Source organism: Kitasatospora sp. NPDC004240 (assembly GCF_053603215.1).
Map to the genome: position 1 here is coordinate 17,212 of NZ_JBSGFD010000031.1, position 15,687 is coordinate 32,898.

Below are 15,687 nucleotides of genomic sequence, written 5' to 3' on the forward strand. Positions count from 1 at the left end.
CTATGCGAGCGGGCCGACAGCCCGGGCCCGCACCGAGGCCCGGCCCCGGGGCGATCGGGCGGGGCGGTCAGGCCGGGCGGGGCAGGTCCAGCAGGACGACCTCGAACTCCTCCAGCGAGCGCAGCGTGACCCCGCCGGCCGCCACGGCCTTGGCCCGGGCGTCGGCGACCGGGCCGCGGGAGGCCGAGAGGGCGGCCCGGTCGGCGAAGAGGATGCCCACCGCGCCGCGCTCGTCCTCGGTGCTGAACAGCATGGATCCGCCGAGGAACCCGTCGAGCCGGCGCAGGGCCGGCAGCACGTCGTTCCGGAAGGCGCCGGCCAGCCGGTCGGCACTGCCCCGGTCGAGGTCGAACTTGGCCAGCCGGAACCAGGCGCCGGGGGCCACCTCGACCGGCCGGTCCGCGACCACGGCCTCCCAGACGTCGGTGGTCGCCGTCCCCGCGAACGGCGCGAGCAGCTCGGCCCGCCGGTCGGCCAGCGCGGCGTCGCTGTTCCGTTCGGCCTCCCGGTCCGCCCACCAGGAGCCCATGGTGACGATGCCGAGCTCCCGGTTGGCGAAGAGCCCGTAGCCGCGGTACCCGGGCTGTCCGGAGAGCAGCCCGACGGCCTCGGCGCGCAGGCCGTCGAGGGCCCGGTCGATCCTGGCCGGGTCACCGGTGGCGTAGACGGTACGAACGAACATGGGCGGGTCTCCTGGCGTCAGGCGGGCGCCGCACCGGGCGCCCGGATCCGTGCGGGCACCTCCCATCGCACGCCCGGACGGCGGCACCGGCAACGCCGCCGGGCCGTTCGGAGCAGTCACCGGCCCCGGGCCCTACTCCTCGATGGTGGCCGCGTGGTCCGGGACGTAGTTGCGCGGGTCGCGCGGGGGCCGCCGGTAGCCCCGGGAGGCCGGGCGGGGCGGCAGCTCCAGCTCGGGGCGGGCCACGTCGCGGTAGGGGACGGTGCCGAGCAGGTGGGCGATCATGTTGATCCGGGCCCGGCGCTTGTCGTCGCTCTCCACCACGTGCCAGGGCGACCCGGGGACGTCGGTGTGGGCGAACATCTCGTCCTTGGCGCGGGAGTAGTCCTCCCAGCGGGTGAGCGACTCGACGTCCATCGGGGAGAGCTTCCAGCGCCGCATCGGGTCCTCCAGGCGGTCACGGAAGCGGCGTTCCTGCTCGGTGTCGCTCACCGAGAACCAGTACTTGCGCAGCAGGACGCCGGACTCGATCAGCATCCGCTCGAAGGTGGGGCACTGGTGGAGGAACAGCTCGTGCTCCTCGTCGGAGCAGAAGCCCATCACCTTCTCCACCCCGGCCCGGTTGTACCAGCTGCGGTCGAAGAGGACGATCTCGCCGGCGGCCGGCAGCTGCTCGACGTAGCGCTGGAAGTACCACTGGGTGCGCTGGCGTTCGGTGGGGGTGGGGAGGGCGACGACGCGCGCGATGCGGGGGTTGAGGTACTCGGTCACCCGCTTGATCGCGCCGCCCTTGCCGGCCGCGTCGCGGCCCTCGAAGACCACGACCAGCCGCACGCCCTCCGCCCGCACCCACTCCTGGAGGCGGACGAGCTCCTGTTGCAGGCGCAGCAGCTCCCGCTCGTAGGGCCTCCTGGCCAGCCGTTCGGGCTTGGCGGGGTGCTCGTGCCGGTCCTTGGCCACCTGGGTGCCTCCGTCGGGTGGGTGCTGGTCGAGCACCCACGCTAGTCACCGGAGGACGGGTTCGGCCTCGCAGCGCGCGGAGATCAACGGATCATCGGACGGGTCAGACCGCTTCGAAGGGCTCCGGGTACTGGCACTGGCCGCGCGGGCCGCCGTCGTACGCGGGCAGCGCGAGCGCCTGGAAGTACGCGTCGGGGACGTCGAAGGGGCCGGTGACCTCGTGGTCGCGGGCCGGGCCGAAGCCGAACCGGCCGTAGTAGTCGGGGTCGCCGAGCACCACGACCAGCCTCTCCCCCGCCTCCTCGGCGGCCGACAGCGCCGCCCTGACCACCAGCTCGCCGACGCCCCGGCGCTGCCACTCCGGCGCGACCGCGACCGGCGCGAGCGCGAGGCCCTGGCCGTCGCCGACGCGCAGCCGGGTGAGCAGCGCGTGGCCGACCACCAGGCCGGCCCGGTCGACCGCGACCAGCGAGAGCTCGGGCAGCCACGCCGGGTCGCGGCGCAGGGCGTCCACCAGGTCCGCCTCGTCCGGGCCGGGGAAGGCCGCCATGTGGACGCGCCTGGTGGCGGGCGCGTCCTCGGGACACTCGACTCTGGTACTGACCGTCATAAGGGGAAACCCTCCCTGTGTCGCACGCCGTTGTGGACCGGCCCCGGACGGTGTCGCACCGTCCGGGGCCGTGAAAGGTTAGCCGATCAAGCGTCAGTCCTCGGATGCCACAGGGGACTTGGTGTCCTCATCGTTGTCGGATGTTAGGACTCCGTTTCCCGAGGGATCGGCCGGGCCCCTTACTTCGCGTCGCCCTTGGCGTCCTCGCGGACCTTCGGCTGCGCGTCGACGCCGGCTTCCTTACGCTGCGCCGGGGTGATCGGGGTGGGGGCACCGGTCAGCGGGTCGCCGCCGGTGGACGTCTTCGGGAAGGCGATGACGTCCCGGATGGTGTCGTACCCGCCGAGCAGGGTGACAATCCGGTCCAGGCCGAAGGCCACACCGCCGTGCGGCGGCGGACCGTAGTTGAAGGCGTCCAGCAGGAAGCCGAACTGCGAGGCCGCCTCCTCCTCGGAGAGGCCGATCGCGTCGAACGCCCGCTTCTGCACGTCGCGCTGGTGGATACGGATCGAACCGCCGCCCAACTCCGAGCCGTTGAGGACCAGGTCGTAGGCGTTGGAGAGCGCGCTGCCCGGGTCGGTGTCGAAGGTCGCGAGCGACTCGGCGGTCGGGGCGGTGAACGGGTGGTGCACCGCGTGCCAGCCCTGGAACTCGCCCTTGTCGTCCTCGATCGGCTCGAACATCGGGAAGTCGACGACCCAGAGGAAGGCCCAGCGGGACTCGTCGATCAGCTCGCAGCGGCGGCCGATCTCCAGGCGGGCGGCGCCCAGCAGCTCCTGCGAGGGGCGCTGCTTGCCCGCCGCGAAGAAGACCGCGTCGCCGTTCTTCGCCCCGGCGGCGGCGGCCAGGCCGGCCAGGTGCTCGTCGGAGAGGTTCTTGGCGACCGGGCCGCGCAGCTCGCCGGTCTCGGCGTCGATGAGCACGTACGCGAGGCCCTTGGCGCCGCGCGCCTTGGCCCAGTCCTGCCAGGCGTCCAGCTGCTTGCGCGGCTGCGAGGCGCCGCCGGGCATGACCACCGCACCGACGTACGGGGCCTGGAACACGCGGAACGAGGTGCCCTGGAAGTACTCGGTGAGGTCGGTCAGCTCCTGGCCGAAGCGCACGTCCGGCTTGTCGGAGCCGTAGCGGCCCATCGCGTCGGCGTAGCTCATCCGCGGCAGCGGGTTCGGGATCTCGTAGCCGTGGACCTCGCGCCAGACGGCACCGATGATCTTCTCGCCGAGCGCCAGGACGTCCTCCTGGTCGACGAAGGAGGCCTCGATGTCCAGCTGGGTGAACTCCGGCTGCCGGTCGGCGCGGAAGTCCTCGTCGCGGAAGCAACGGGCGATCTGGTAGTAGCGCTCCATGCCGGCCACCATCAGCAGCTGCTTGAACAGCTGGGGCGACTGCGGCAGCGCGTACCAGTGGCCGGGCTGCAGGCGGACCGGGACGAGGAAGTCGCGGGCGCCCTCGGGGGTGGAGCGGGTGAGGTACGGCGTCTCGATGTCGAGGTAGTCGTTCTCCTCCATCACCCGGCGGATGATGTTGTTGACCTTGGAGCGCAGGCGCAGGCCCTTGGCCGGGCCCTCGCGGCGCAGGTCCAGGTAGCGGTAGCGCAGGCGCACCTCCTCGTTGACCGTCCCGGGCTCGTACTCGGCGACCGGGAACGGCAGCGGCGCGGCCTCGGAGAGGACCTCGATCTCGCTGACCACGACCTCGATCGAGCCGGTCGGGATGTCCGGGTTCTCGTTGCCCTCGGGGCGCACGCGGACGTCGCCGACGACCTTCACGCAGTACTCGGCGCGCAGGCCGTGCACCGAGTCCAGGTCGCGGACCACGATCTGCACGGTGCCGGAGGCGTCGCGCAGGTCGATGAAGGCCACGCCTCCGTGGTCGCGGCGGCGGGCTACCCAGCCGGCCAGGGTCACGGTCGTTCCGGCGTGCTCCGCGCGGAGCGTGCCCGCGTCGTGCGTGCGGATCACAGCTGCTTCTCCTTCAGGGTGGTGACGAGTGCTTCGAGTTCGACGGGGTTCTGCTCGCCGGTGGTCAGGTCCTTGAGCTGGACGACACCGGCGGCGAGATCTCGGTCCCCGGCGACGAGGGCGAAGCGGGCGCCGGAACGGTCGGCGGACTTCATGGCGTTCTTGATGCTCTTGACGCCGAAGGCGAGGTCGGTGGCGACGCCGGCCCGACGCAGCTCGACCACCTTGGCGAACAGGACGTTCTTGGCCTCCTCGCCGAGCGCGACGGCGTACACGGAGGTGGCGGAGGGCAGGTCGAGGACGACGCCCTCGGCCTCCAGCGCCAGGTAGGTGCGATCCACGCCGAGCGCCCAGCCGACGGAGGGCAGCGCCGGGCCGCCGATCATCTCGGACAGGCCGTCGTAGCGGCCGCCGCCGCCGATCGCGGACTGCGCGCCGAGTCCCTCGTGGACGAACTCGAAGGTGGTGCGGGTGTAGTAGTCCAGGCCGCGGACCAGCTTGGGGTCGTCGGTGAAGGCCACGCCGTTGGCGGTGAGCAGCTCGCGGACCTTCTGGTCGTACGCCTTGCAGTCCTCGCACAGGTAGTCGCGCAGCATGGGCGCGCCCACCAGCTGCGCCTGGACCGCCTCGCGCTTGTCGTCCAGGACGCGCAGCGGGTTGATCCCGGCGCGGCGGCGGGTGTCCTCGTCGAGGTCCAGCCCGGCCAGGAAGTCGATCAGGGCGGTGCGGTAGACCGGGCGGCACTGCCGGTCGCCCAGGCTGTTGAGGAGCAGCTTGTAGTCGCGCAGGCCCAGCGAGCGGAAGGCGTCGTCGGCCAGGATGATCAGCTCGGCGTCCAGCGCCGGGTCCTCGGCGCCGATCGCCTCCGCGCCGACCTGCGAGAACTGGCGGTAGCGACCCTTCTGGGCGCGCTCGTAGCGGTAGTACGAGCCCGAGTACCAGAGCTTCACCGGCAGGTTCCCCTGCTTGTGCAGGTTGGCCTGGAGGGCGGCACGCAGCACCGAGGCGGTGCCCTCCGGGCGCAGTGCGAGCTCGTCCCCCCCCTTGGTGGTGAGGGTGTACATCTCCTTGGTGACGATGTCGGTGGACTCGCCGACACCGCGGGAGAACAGCTTCACGTCCTCGAAGACCGGGGTCTCGACGTAGCCGTAGCCGGCCCGGCGGGCGGGCGCGGCGATCGCCTCGCGGATCGCCAGGAAGGTCGCGGAGCTGGGGGGCAGCAGGTCGTAGGTGCCCTTGGGGGCGGTGAAGGTGCTCAACTTCTCTTCCGTCACATTCCTCGTCGCGGGAAAGCCGGGGCGCCGGCCGCCCCCGCTGCCTGTCGGAGGTAGGGGTTGGTGGCGCGCTCGCGGCCGATGGTGGTCTGACCGCCGTGGCCGGAGAGGACCACGGTGGAGTCGTCGAGGGGCAGGCACACCCGGGCCAGCGACCGCAGGATCGCGTCGCCGTCCCCGCCCGGGAGGTCCGTACGCCCGATGGAGCCGGCGAAGAGCAGGTCACCCGAGAACAGCACCGGGGGGAGGTCCTCGGCGGCGGGCGTCCTGAAGGTCACCGACCCCTTGGTATGGCCGGGCGCGTGGTCCACGGTGAGCTTCAGCCCGGCGAGCTCCAGCACGCTGCCGTCGGTGAGCTCGCGCACGTCGTCGGGCTCGCCCACGGTGAGCTCGCCCATCAGCTGGGTGCCGAGCGAGCGGCCGAGGGCCTTCTCCGGGTCGCTCATCATGTAGCGGTCCTCGGGGTGGATCCAGGCCGGCACGCCCTTGGCCCCGCAGACCGGGACGACGGAGGCGACGTGGTCGATGTGGCCGTGGGTGAGGACGACGGCGACGGGCTTCAGCCGGTGCTCACGGACGAGGTCCTCGACCCCCTGGGTCGCCTGGTGGCCCGGATCGACGATCACGCACTCCTCGCCCCGCCCCGGAGCGACCAGGTAGCAGTTGGTGCCCCAGGCTCCAGCGGGGAATCCGGCGATGAACACGCGCGTCCTTCGGGGTGCGGTCGGTCGACGGCGGGCCGGTCGACATCGATGGCTACGAGTTGTGATGTAGGGGCAGCCTACCGGCGCCGCGGGTCCGCTTGCGAACCAGATACGACCTGACAGGTCCACTGCGCCTCACCCGGTCCTTACGGCCGGGGTACCTACACTTGGCCGCCGATGGGTGCGATGATCCAGCATCGAATCCGTTCACCAGTACCAGTACATGTAGGAGATCCGCCCGGTGGTCAGCAGCGAACAGCGGCGGCGGCAGCTCGCCCGCGAGAAGTACGAGCGCCAGATGCAGCGCCGGGCCGAGGCCCAGGTGAAGAACAAGCGCCGCAACACGATCCTCGGGGCCGCCCTGGCCGTCGTGGTGCTCGCGGGCAGCGGCGCGCTGATCGCCGGCGGCGCCTTCTCGGACGACAAGTCCGACAAGGCCTCGCCCGAGGTGGTCGCCCCCACCCTCGGCCAGACCCCGCAGGCCGCGCCCACCCGCAAGGCCGTCGAGGGCTGCGCCGAGCCGGCCGCCGGCGCGCCGAACGGCAAGCAGTTCCAGGCCGAGCCCGCGATGAAGGTCGAGGCGGGCACGTACACCGCCGCGCTCGACACCAACTGCGGCAAGGTGACCCTCTCGCTGGACGCGGCCAAGGCCCCGCACACCGTGAACTCCTTCGCGTTCCTGGCCGGCGAGCAGTACTTCGACCACACCAAGTGCCACCGCCTCACCACCGGCGGCATCTTCGTGCTCCAGTGCGGCGACCCGACCGCCAGTGCGACGGTCAAGGGCGGCATGGGCGGCCCCGGCTACAAGTTCGCCGACGAGAACCTGACCGGCGCGACCTACCCGGCCGGCACCGTGGCCATGGCCAACGCCGGCGCGGGCACCAACGGCAGCCAGTTCTTCCTGGTCTACAAGGACACCCAGCTGCCGCCGAACTACACCCCCTTCGGCAAGATCACCGGCGGTCTGGACGTGGTCCAGCGGATCGCCGCCGCGGGCACCCTGTCGGGCAATTCGGACGGCGCGCCGATGGCCGACGTCACCTTCAACTCGGTGACCGTGGCCAAGGGTTGATCCGCGCCGGTGACGCGCCCCGGACCGCCCCCGGCGGGCCGGCGGCGCGGCACCGGAGGTAAATCGCCCGGCCCGGATGCGGACAGCACCGGGCCCGGTCGCCTATGTTGGCGTTGTATAGGGTGCCCAGACCCGCCGGCCGTCACCCTCGGCAGCACAGCACGGCGGGAGGGGACGGCGGACTCATCGGTCCGCCGCACATCAACTGTGGACGACGGACGCGTACCGCCCCGGCGCGGGCGCGACGTCATGTGGAGGACGCGCTATGAGCAGCGACCCGTGGGGCCGTGTCGACGAGCAGGGCACGGTCTACGTCAGGACGGCCGACGGAGAACGCGTCGTGGGTTCCTGGCAGGCCGGCTCGCCCGAGGAGGCCCTCGCCTACTTCGAGCGCAAGTACCAGGGCATCGAGGTGGAGATCGGCCTGCTGGAGAAGCGGGTGCGCACCACCGACCTGGCCGCCAAGGACGCCCAGACCGCGCTGGACCACCTGCGTGCCCAGGTGGACGAGGCGCACGCGGTCGGCGACCTGGACGCGCTGACCAAGCGGCTGGACGCGCTCGCCGCCGAGATCGAGAGCCGTCGTGAGGAGCGCAAGGCCGCCCGGGCCAAGGCCCAGGACGAGACCCGCTCCGCCAAGGAGGCCCTGGTCGCCGAGGCCGAGCGGCTCGCCGAGTCCACCCAGTGGCGGGAGGCCGGCGACCGGCTGCGCGCCCTGGTGGACACCTGGAAGGGCCTGCCCCGCCTGGACCGCAAGAGCGACGACGAGCTGTGGCACCGCTTCTCGCACGCCCGCTCGGTCTTCTCCAAGCACCGCAAGGCGCACTTCGCCACCCTGGACGCCGAGCGCGACCAGGCCCGGGCCACCAAGGAGCGCCTGGTCACCGAGGCGGAGGCGCTCTCCTCCTCGACCGAGTGGGGCGAGACCGCGGCCCGCTACCGCGACCTCATGGCCCGCTGGAAGGCCGCCGGCCGCGCCCAGCGCGACGTCGAGGACGAGCTGTGGGCGCGGTTCCGCGGCGCCCAGGACGTCTTCTTCCAGGCCCGCTCGGCCGTCTTCAGCGAGCGGGACGCCGAGCAGGTGGCGAACCAGAAGCTGAAGGAGGCGCTGGCCACCGAGGCCGAGGCGATCCTGCCGATCACCGACCTGAAGGCCGCCAAGGCCGCGCTGCGCGACGTCAACGAGCGCTGGGAGGCGATCGGGCACGTGCCGCGCGACACCCGTCCGAAGCTGGACGGGCGGCTGAACGCGGTCGAGCGGGCGATCCGCGAGGCCGAGGACGCCGAGTGGAAGCGCTCCAACCCGGAGGCCAAGGCCCGCGCGGCCGGCATGGTCGGCCTGTTCCAGGCCAAGGCGGACAAGCTCCAGGCCGACCTGGACAAGGCCCGCGCCGCCGGCAACACCTCCAAGGCGGCCAAGCTGGAGTCCGAGCTGGCCGGCGTGCGCACCCTGCTGGACCAGGCGCACAAGTCGCAGGACGAGTTCAGCGGCTGATCCGCCGGACGCGAGCACGAGGAAGGGCCCCCGGGATCACCCGGGGGCCCTTCCTCGTACCCGCCCGCGCTACTTGCGGGCCGAGGTGACCCGGTAGACGTCGTAGACGCCCTCGACGCCGCGGACGGCCTTCAGCACGTGGCCGAGGTGCTTGGGATCGCCCATCTCGAAGGTGAAGCGGCTCATCGCCACCCGGTCGCGGGAGGTCTGCACCGCCGCCGACAGGATGTTGACGTGCTGGTCGGAGAGCACCCGGGTGACGTCGGAGAGCAGCCGGGAGCGGTCCAGCGCCTCCACCTGGATGGCGACCAGGAAGACCGAGGACTGGGTGGCCGCCCACTCCACCTCGATCATCCGCTCGGGCTGCTGGCTGAGCGCCTCCACGTTGACGCAGTCCGCCCGGTGCACCGAGACGCCGTTGCCGCGGGTGACGAAGCCCACGATCGGGTCGCCCGGCACCGGGGTGCAGCAGCGCGACAGCTTGACCCAGACGTCGTCCACGCCCTTGACGATGACACCCGGGTCGCCCTTGGCCCGGCGGCGCACCGCCCGGCGGGTGTCGTGCGTCGGGGTGGCGGTCTCGGCGAGGTCCTCGGTGGCGCCCTCCTCGCCGCCGAGCGCCTGGACCAGCTTCTGCACGATGTTCTGCGCGGCGACGTGTCCCTCGCCGATCGCCGCGTACAGCGAGGAGATGTCGGGGTAGCGCATCTCGTGGGCCAGGGTGACCAGCGAGTCGCCGGTCAGGATCCGCTGGATCGGCAGGCCCTGCTTGCGCATCGCCCGGGCGATGGCCTCCTTGCCGTGCTCGATCGCCTCCTCGCGGCGCTCCTTGGAGAACCAGGCGCGGATCTTGTTGCGGGCGCGCGGCGACTTGACGAAGCCCAGCCAGTCCCGGGAGGGGCCGGCGTTCTCCGCCTTGGAGGTGAACACCTCGACGCTGTCGCCGTTCTCCAGGGTCGACTCCAGCGGCACCAGCCGTCCGTTGACCCGGGCCCCTATGCAGCGGTAGCCGACCTCGGTGTGCACGGCGAAGGCGAAGTCCACCGGGGTGGCCCCGGCCGGCAGCGCTATGACGTCACCCTTGGGGGTGAAGACGAAGACCTCGTTGTTGGAGAGGTCGAAGCGCAGCGACTCGAGGAACTCGCTCGGGTCCTCGGTCTCCTTCTGCCAGTCGAGCAGCTGCCGCAGCCAGGCCATCTCGTTGACGGCGTCGGCCTTGTCGTCCTTGCGGGCCTGGGCCGGGGTGTCGGTGCGGACCTTGGAGGCCCCGGCCACCGCGCGCTGCTTGTACTTCCAGTGCGCCGCGATGCCGTACTCGGCCCGCCGGTGCATGTCGAAGGTGCGGATCTGCAGTTCGACCGGCTTGCCGCCGGGACCGATCACCGTGGTGTGCAGCGACTGGTACATGTTGAACTTGGGCATCGCGATGTAGTCCTTGAACCGCCCCGGCACCGGGTTCCACCGCGCGTGGATGGTGCCCAGCGCCGCGTAGCAGTCGCGGACGGTGTCGACCAGGACCCGGATGCCCACCAGGTCGTAGATCTCGGCGAAGTCCCGGCCCCGGACGATCATCTTCTGGTAGACCGAGTAGTAGTGCTTCGGCCGGCCGGTGACGGAGGCGGTGATCCGGGCGCCGCGCAGGTCGCCCTGGACCTGGTCGATGACGGTCGCCAGGTACTCGTCCCGCTTGGGGGCGCGCTCGGCGACCAGCCGGACGATCTCGTCATACATCTTGGGGTAGAGGATCGCGAAGGCGAGGTCCTCCAGCTCCCACTTGATGGTGTTCATGCCCAGCCGGTGCGCCAGCGGGGCGTAGATCTCCAGCGTCTCGCGGGCCTTCTTCTCCTGCTTCTCCCGCTTGAGGTAGCGCATGGTGCGCATGTTGTGCAGGCGGTCGGCGAGCTTGATCACCAGGACCCGGGGGTCCTTGGCCATCGCGACGACCATCTTGCGGACGGTCTCGGCCTGCGCGGCCTCGCCGAACTTCACCCGGTCCAGCTTGGTGACCCCGTCCACCAGCAGGGCCACCGAGTCGCCGAAGTCCTTGCGCAGGGTCTCCAGGCCGTAGTCGGTGTCCTCGACCGTGTCGTGCAGCAGCCCGGCCATCAGCGTCGCGGCGTCCATGCCCAGCTCGGCCAGGATGGTCGCCACCGCCAGCGGGTGGGTGATGTACGGGTCGCCGCTCTTGCGCTTCTGGCCGCGGTGCCACTTCTCGGCGACCGCGTACGCCTTCTCGATCTCGCGCAGCAGGGCCGGGTCGGCCTTGGGGTCGTTGGCGCGGATCGAGCGGAACAGCGGCTCCAGGACCGGGTTGAGCATGCTGGAGCGCTGGCCGCCGAGGCGGGCCAGCCGGGCCCGCATACCGCCCGCGGAGGCGGGCCGGGTGGCGGGCGCCACCGGACGCGAGGAGGTCGGCGCCGGGCGTACCGGGGTGGCCCCCGAGGGCGTGGGACGGTTGTCGGGGGCGGCCGCTGCGGCCCTGGGCACAACCTCGTCGGGCAAGGACACTCCTCGGGCGCTGGGGCCGGCCCCTCGCGGGGCTCGCGCAACCGGGAGGGGATGAATCTTCATGGTACCGAGCCCGGCGCTCCGGTGTTCAGCCGCCCGCCCCCGGGACACGACGGAGGGCGGCGGCCGGATGATCCGACCGCCGCCCTCCGTTCCGTTCCGGTCCCGGTTCAGACCGTGACCAGGGTCTCCAGCGGTGCGTCGCCCAGGTGCCCGGCCAGCCGCTCACGGCCGTCCAGGAAGCCCAGCTCCATCAGCACCACGACGCCCGCCAGCTCGGCGCCGGCCTCCTTGACCAGGTCGAGGGAGGCCCCGATGGTGCCACCGGTGGCCAGCACGTCGTCCACCACCAGCACCCGCTCGCCGGGCGCGAAGGCGTCGCACTGCACCTCCAGCGTCGCCGAGCCGTACTCCAGCTCGTACGAGCGCCGGAACACCTCGCCGGGCAGCTTGCCCTGCTTGCGGATCGGCACGAAGCCGAGCCCGGCCGCGAAGGCCGCCGGGGCCGCCAGCACGAAGCCGCGCGCCTCCAGGCCGACCACCTTGGTCGCCCCGAGCGCCCGGGCCCGGTCCGCCAGCGACCTGGTGAGGGCCGCGAAGGCCTCGGCGTCGGCGAGCAGCGGCGCGATGTCCTTGAACAGCACACCGGGCTTCGGGTAGTCCGGGACGTCCCGGATCCTGCTGGTCAGCAGGTCGGCGAGGACGGTGTCGGCGGTGGTCACGAGGTGATCCTTAGCGGTGGGGAGGGGTCAGCGCTTGCCGGTCGCCCGGCGGCTGGCACGGGTGGTGCCGGCCGGACGGCCACGCTGACCGACCATACCCGCCGGGAGGTCCTCGTCCGCGAACTCCTCGCCCTCCGGGGCGGCGTCCTTCTCGGCCGCGGCCTTGGCGTCCGCGGCCCGCCGCTGGGCGACCCGCTTGGCCAGCGCCTTCATCTCCGGCGTCTCCTCCTTGAGCTGCGCGTACAGCGGGGTGGCCACGCAGATCGAGGAGTACGCACCGGCCGCGAGACCGATGAACAGCGCCAGCGAGATGTCGTTCAGGGTGCCGGCGCCCAGCAGGCCGCCGCCGATGAACAGCAGCGCCGCGACCGGCAGCAGCGCGACCACCGTGGTGTTGATCGAGCGCACCAGCGTCTGGTTGAGACCGTGGTTGGCGGCGTCGGAGAAGGTGAGCTTGTTCTGCTTGGTGATGCCCCGCGCGTTCTCCTTCACGGTGTCGAAGACGACGACCGTGTCGTAGAGCGAGTACCCGAGGATGGTCAGGAAGCCGATCACCGTACCCGGGGTGACCTCGAAGCCCACCAGGGCGTACACCCCGATGGTGATCAGGAGGTCGTGGATGAGGGCGACCAGGGCGGCCACCGCCATCCGCCACTCGAAGGCGATGGCCAGGTACACGGTGACCAGCACCATGAAGATGACCAGGCCGAGCAGGGCCTTCTGGGAGATCTGCTCACCCCAGCTGGGACCGATCACCTGGGTGTCGATCTCCTTGACCGGGACGCCGATCTCCTTGGACAGCTTGTCGGTGAAGGCCGCCGCGGTGACCTTCTCCTCGGAGCTGACCTGGATGCGGATCTTGCCGTTGTCCGTCGACTGCACCAGCGGGTGCGACTCGACGATCTTGTCGACGGCGGTCTGCGCCTGGGAGACGCTGAGCCCGGGCTTGGAGACGGTGTAGACCGACCCGCCCTTGAACTCGATCCCCAGGTGCAGGCCCATGGCCAGACCGATGCCGGCGACCAGCACGATCACCGCGGAGATGCTGTACCAGAGCTTGCGGCGTCCGACGAAGTCGAAGCTCACCTCGCCCTGGTAGAGCCGGTGGCCAAGATTGGAGAAGCGTGACATTGCGTCAGGCCTCCTTCACGGCGGCAGAGGAGGAGCTACGGCGACGGCTGCTGCGCAGCGGCGGGCGGGCGCCCAGGCGCTTCGGGTCCAGGCCGGACCACTTGTGGCCGCTCGAGAAGAACTTGGTGCGGGCCAGCAGCGTGATCAGCGGCTTGGTGAAGAGGAAGATCACCACGACGTCGAGCGCGGTGGTCAGGCCGAGGGTGAAGGCGAAGCCCTGCACCTTGCCGACCGAGACCAGGTAGAGCACGGCGGCGCAGAGGAAGGACACGAAGTCCGACACCAGGATGGTGCGCCGGGCGCGCGGCCAGGCGCGCTGGACGGCCGGGCGCAACGGGGCGCCCTCGCGGACCTCGTCGCGGATGCGTTCGAAGTACACGATGAAGGAGTCGGCGGTGATGCCGATCGCGACGATGGCGCCGCAGACCGCCGGGAGGTTCAGCGCGAAGCCGATGCCCGCGCCCAGCAGGCTCATGATCGAGTAGGTGAGCGCCGCCGAGACGACCAGACCGGCGATCGAGACCAGGCCGAGGCCGCGGTAGTAGACCAGCGAGTAGATGACCACCAGCAGCATGCCGATGGCGCCGGCGGCGAGGCCGGCCTTCAGCTGGTCGCCACCGAGCTGCGGGGAGACGGTGGTGATGTCGCTCTGGGTGAACTCCAGCGGCAGGGCGCCGAAGCTCAGCACGTTGGCCAGGCTCTGCGCCTCGGTCTGGCTGAAGTTGCCGGAGATCACGGCCGAGCCGCCGGGGATGGCGCTGCGCACGTACGGGTGCGAGACGACCTGGCCGTCCAGCACGATCGCGAACTGGTTGGCCGGGGCGGCCTGGGTGGCGAGCTGACCGGTGACGGCGGTGAAGGCGTCGGTGCCCTTGCCGTTGAACTGCAGCTGGACCTGCCAGCCGCCGCCCTGCTGGGTGTCGAGGGCGGCCTGGGCCTTGTCGACGTCCGAGCCGTTGACCGCGACCGGGCCGAGCGCGAGCTTGTAGTACGCGCCGCCGTCCTCGGGCTTCTCGCTGCACGCGACGATCGGCTGGGTGATGTCCGGGTTCTGCGGCAGGATGCGCTGCTCGGGCTTGGAGCAGTCGAGCGCGGCGAACGCGGCGGACAGGGCCGGCGGCACGGTGCCCTGGGTCATCAGGGCGGACGGGTCCACGGCCGGGGCGTTCGGGTCGACGGCCGGGACGCTCGGGGTCGCGGCGGGGGTGCCGGTGGCGGCGGCGCTGCCGGTGGCCGGGGCGGTGGGCGTGGCGTCCGCGGCGAGGGCCTCGCCGACCGGGCGGCCCTGCTTGGTGGCGCTGGGGCTCGCGGTGGCGCCGGGCTTCGCCGAGGTGGTGGCGGCGGGAGTGGCGCTCGCGGTGGCACCGGCGCTCGCGGTCGCCGACGGGGTCGCGCCGGGGGTGGCGGTACCGGTCGGCGCGGGCGTGGTGGCCGGGGGCTGCTGCACCTGGATGCCGCTGGGGGCCAGGGCCATCACCGGGCGGAAGTACAGCTTGGCGGTGGTACCGACCTGGTCGGCCGCCGTCTGCTTGTCACCGCCCTTGGGGATGTTGACGATGATGTTCTTGTCGCCCTGGGTCTGGACCTCCGCCTCGGAGACACCCATTCCGTTGACGCGCTTCTCGATGATCCCGACCGCGATGTCCATGTTGGACTTGTTGATCGCCTTGGGATCGGTCGACTTGGCGGTCAGCGTGATGCTGGTGCCACCGGCGAGATCGATACCCAGGCGGGGCTTGGTGTGGCCCGTCCCGAACATGAGGGCGACCAGTCCGACGGTGACGACCAGGATGAGGGCCAGGGCCCTCCCCGGGTAACCGTCGCGCGGGCGCGACTTGGGTGTTGCCACCTTGCTCGTTTCTCCCTGTCCATGCCACCTCCCCTACCGGACCCCCGTCCGGCTCGTAGCGGGACGGGGGCATGGGTGGGACGGCTGGCGTGAGGTCCTGTGGGCACGCGGCACTGTGCCGCGCGGCCGGGCTGTGCCCGAACCGTACTACTTGCTCGCGGGAGCCCCGCCCTCGGCGACGCCCTGGTCGGCGCCGTCCTTGGTGAGCGTCAGCGGCTTCTCCTCGGCGGCCTCGACGGCGTCGTCACCGGTCTCGCCGTCCGCGGGAAGCTCGTCCTCGGCCGGGCGGCCGTTGATGATCGCGTCGTACTCCTGCGGCTCCAGGACCGCGGCGATCGCGCTCTTCGTGAAGTGGGAGACCACGCCCGGCGCGATCTCCAGCTCGACGGTCTCGTCGTTGACCGCCTTCACCTGGGCGTAGAGGCCGCCGATGGTGCGCACCCCCGCCCCGGGCTCCAGCGCGGTCTGCATCTGCTGCATCGCCTGCTGGCGCTTCTTCTGGGCCCGGAACATGACGACGATCGCGAGCACGGGGAGGAGGAGGATGATGAGGTTCACTGCAGCCAGGGTCCTTTACGGGCCGCCGACCGGCGGCCTGTGTGGTATTGGTCGGCCCGTCAGGTGAGCGGGGCGGTCCGGCGGAGTCTAGGCGACCCCGAACTGATCGGACAACGCCAAGCATCGCATCCTGCCGCCGGAAGTGGCGACCCTCCGCC

The 15,687-nt window shown here is 71.6% G+C and carries 13 protein-coding genes; 2 read left to right on the plus strand and 11 right to left on the minus strand.

Features of this window, described 5'->3' with window-relative positions:
• Nucleotides 1-67: 67 nt before the first annotated feature.
• The 6 genes from ACWEQL_RS11140 to ACWEQL_RS11165 form a co-directional block, all read right to left on the minus strand.
• Complete coding sequence (locus ACWEQL_RS11140; RefSeq protein ID WP_452149932.1) at nt 68-682, minus strand: hypothetical protein; 615 nt, start codon at nt 680-682, stop codon at nt 68-70.
• Nucleotides 683-814: 132 nt separating this feature from the next.
• Nucleotides 815-1,642, minus strand: coding sequence for a polyphosphate kinase 2 (gene ppk2, locus ACWEQL_RS11145; RefSeq protein ID WP_452149969.1), 828 nt, complete (start codon nt 1,640-1,642; stop codon nt 815-817).
• A gap of 103 nt (nt 1,643-1,745) precedes the next feature.
• The gene (locus ACWEQL_RS11150) at nt 1,746-2,252 is read right to left on the minus strand and encodes a GNAT family N-acetyltransferase (RefSeq protein WP_452149933.1); all 507 of its coding nucleotides are present in this window, start codon (nt 2,250-2,252) and stop codon (nt 1,746-1,748) included.
• A 179-nt stretch (nt 2,253-2,431) separates the two neighbouring features.
• Nucleotides 2,432-4,213, minus strand: coding sequence for an aspartate--tRNA ligase (gene aspS, locus ACWEQL_RS11155; protein WP_452149934.1), 1,782 nt, complete (start codon nt 4,211-4,213; stop codon nt 2,432-2,434).
• Nucleotides 4,210-5,472 carry a histidine--tRNA ligase gene (gene hisS, locus ACWEQL_RS11160; protein ID WP_452149935.1) on the minus strand — a complete coding sequence of 421 codons (1,263 nt, stop codon included), beginning with the start codon at nt 5,470-5,472 and terminating at the stop codon, nt 4,210-4,212. The genes aspS and hisS overlap by 4 nt, the downstream gene beginning before the upstream one ends.
• An 11-nt stretch (nt 5,473-5,483) precedes the next feature.
• Nucleotides 5,484-6,191, minus strand: a complete 708-nt coding sequence (locus ACWEQL_RS11165) for an MBL fold metallo-hydrolase (protein ID WP_452149936.1) — start codon at nt 6,189-6,191, stop codon at nt 5,484-5,486.
• A gap of 241 nt (nt 6,192-6,432) precedes the next feature.
• On the opposite strand from ACWEQL_RS11165, the gene ACWEQL_RS11170 reads away from it, so the two are divergent.
• Together ACWEQL_RS11170 and ACWEQL_RS11175 are read left to right on the plus strand one after the other, a co-directional pair.
• Nucleotides 6,433-7,266, plus strand: a complete 834-nt coding sequence (locus ACWEQL_RS11170) for a peptidylprolyl isomerase (RefSeq protein ID WP_452149937.1) — start codon at nt 6,433-6,435, stop codon at nt 7,264-7,266.
• A 265-nt stretch (nt 7,267-7,531) separates the two neighbouring features.
• Nucleotides 7,532-8,761 carry a DUF349 domain-containing protein gene (locus ACWEQL_RS11175; RefSeq protein ID WP_452149938.1) on the plus strand — a complete coding sequence of 410 codons (1,230 nt, stop codon included), beginning with the start codon at nt 7,532-7,534 and terminating at the stop codon, nt 8,759-8,761.
• 69 nt (nt 8,762-8,830) lie between these two features.
• Here the strand turns inward: ACWEQL_RS11175 and ACWEQL_RS11180 are convergent, their stop codons facing one another.
• The 5 genes from ACWEQL_RS11180 to yajC form a co-directional block, all read right to left on the minus strand.
• Nucleotides 8,831-11,332, minus strand: coding sequence for a RelA/SpoT family protein (locus ACWEQL_RS11180; RefSeq protein WP_452149939.1), 2,502 nt, complete (start codon nt 11,330-11,332; stop codon nt 8,831-8,833).
• Nucleotides 11,333-11,439: 107 nt separating this feature from the next.
• Nucleotides 11,440-11,991 carry an adenine phosphoribosyltransferase gene (locus tag ACWEQL_RS11185; RefSeq protein WP_452149940.1) on the minus strand — a complete coding sequence of 184 codons (552 nt, stop codon included), beginning with the start codon at nt 11,989-11,991 and terminating at the stop codon, nt 11,440-11,442.
• Between the two features lie 27 nt (nt 11,992-12,018).
• A complete protein-coding gene (gene secF / locus ACWEQL_RS11190; protein ID WP_452149941.1) occupies nt 12,019-13,122 on the minus strand; it encodes a protein translocase subunit SecF in 1,104 nt (367 codons plus the stop codon).
• Nucleotides 13,123-13,126: 4 nt separating this feature from the next.
• Nucleotides 13,127-14,971 (minus strand): protein translocase subunit SecD, encoded by a 1,845-nt coding sequence (secD, locus tag ACWEQL_RS11195; protein WP_452149942.1) that lies wholly within the window; start codon nt 14,969-14,971, stop codon nt 13,127-13,129.
• Nucleotides 14,972-15,118: 147 nt separating this feature from the next.
• A complete protein-coding gene (gene yajC, locus ACWEQL_RS11200; RefSeq protein WP_452149943.1) occupies nt 15,119-15,529 on the minus strand; it encodes a preprotein translocase subunit YajC in 411 nt (136 codons plus the stop codon).
• Nucleotides 15,530-15,687: the final 158 nt, after the last annotated feature.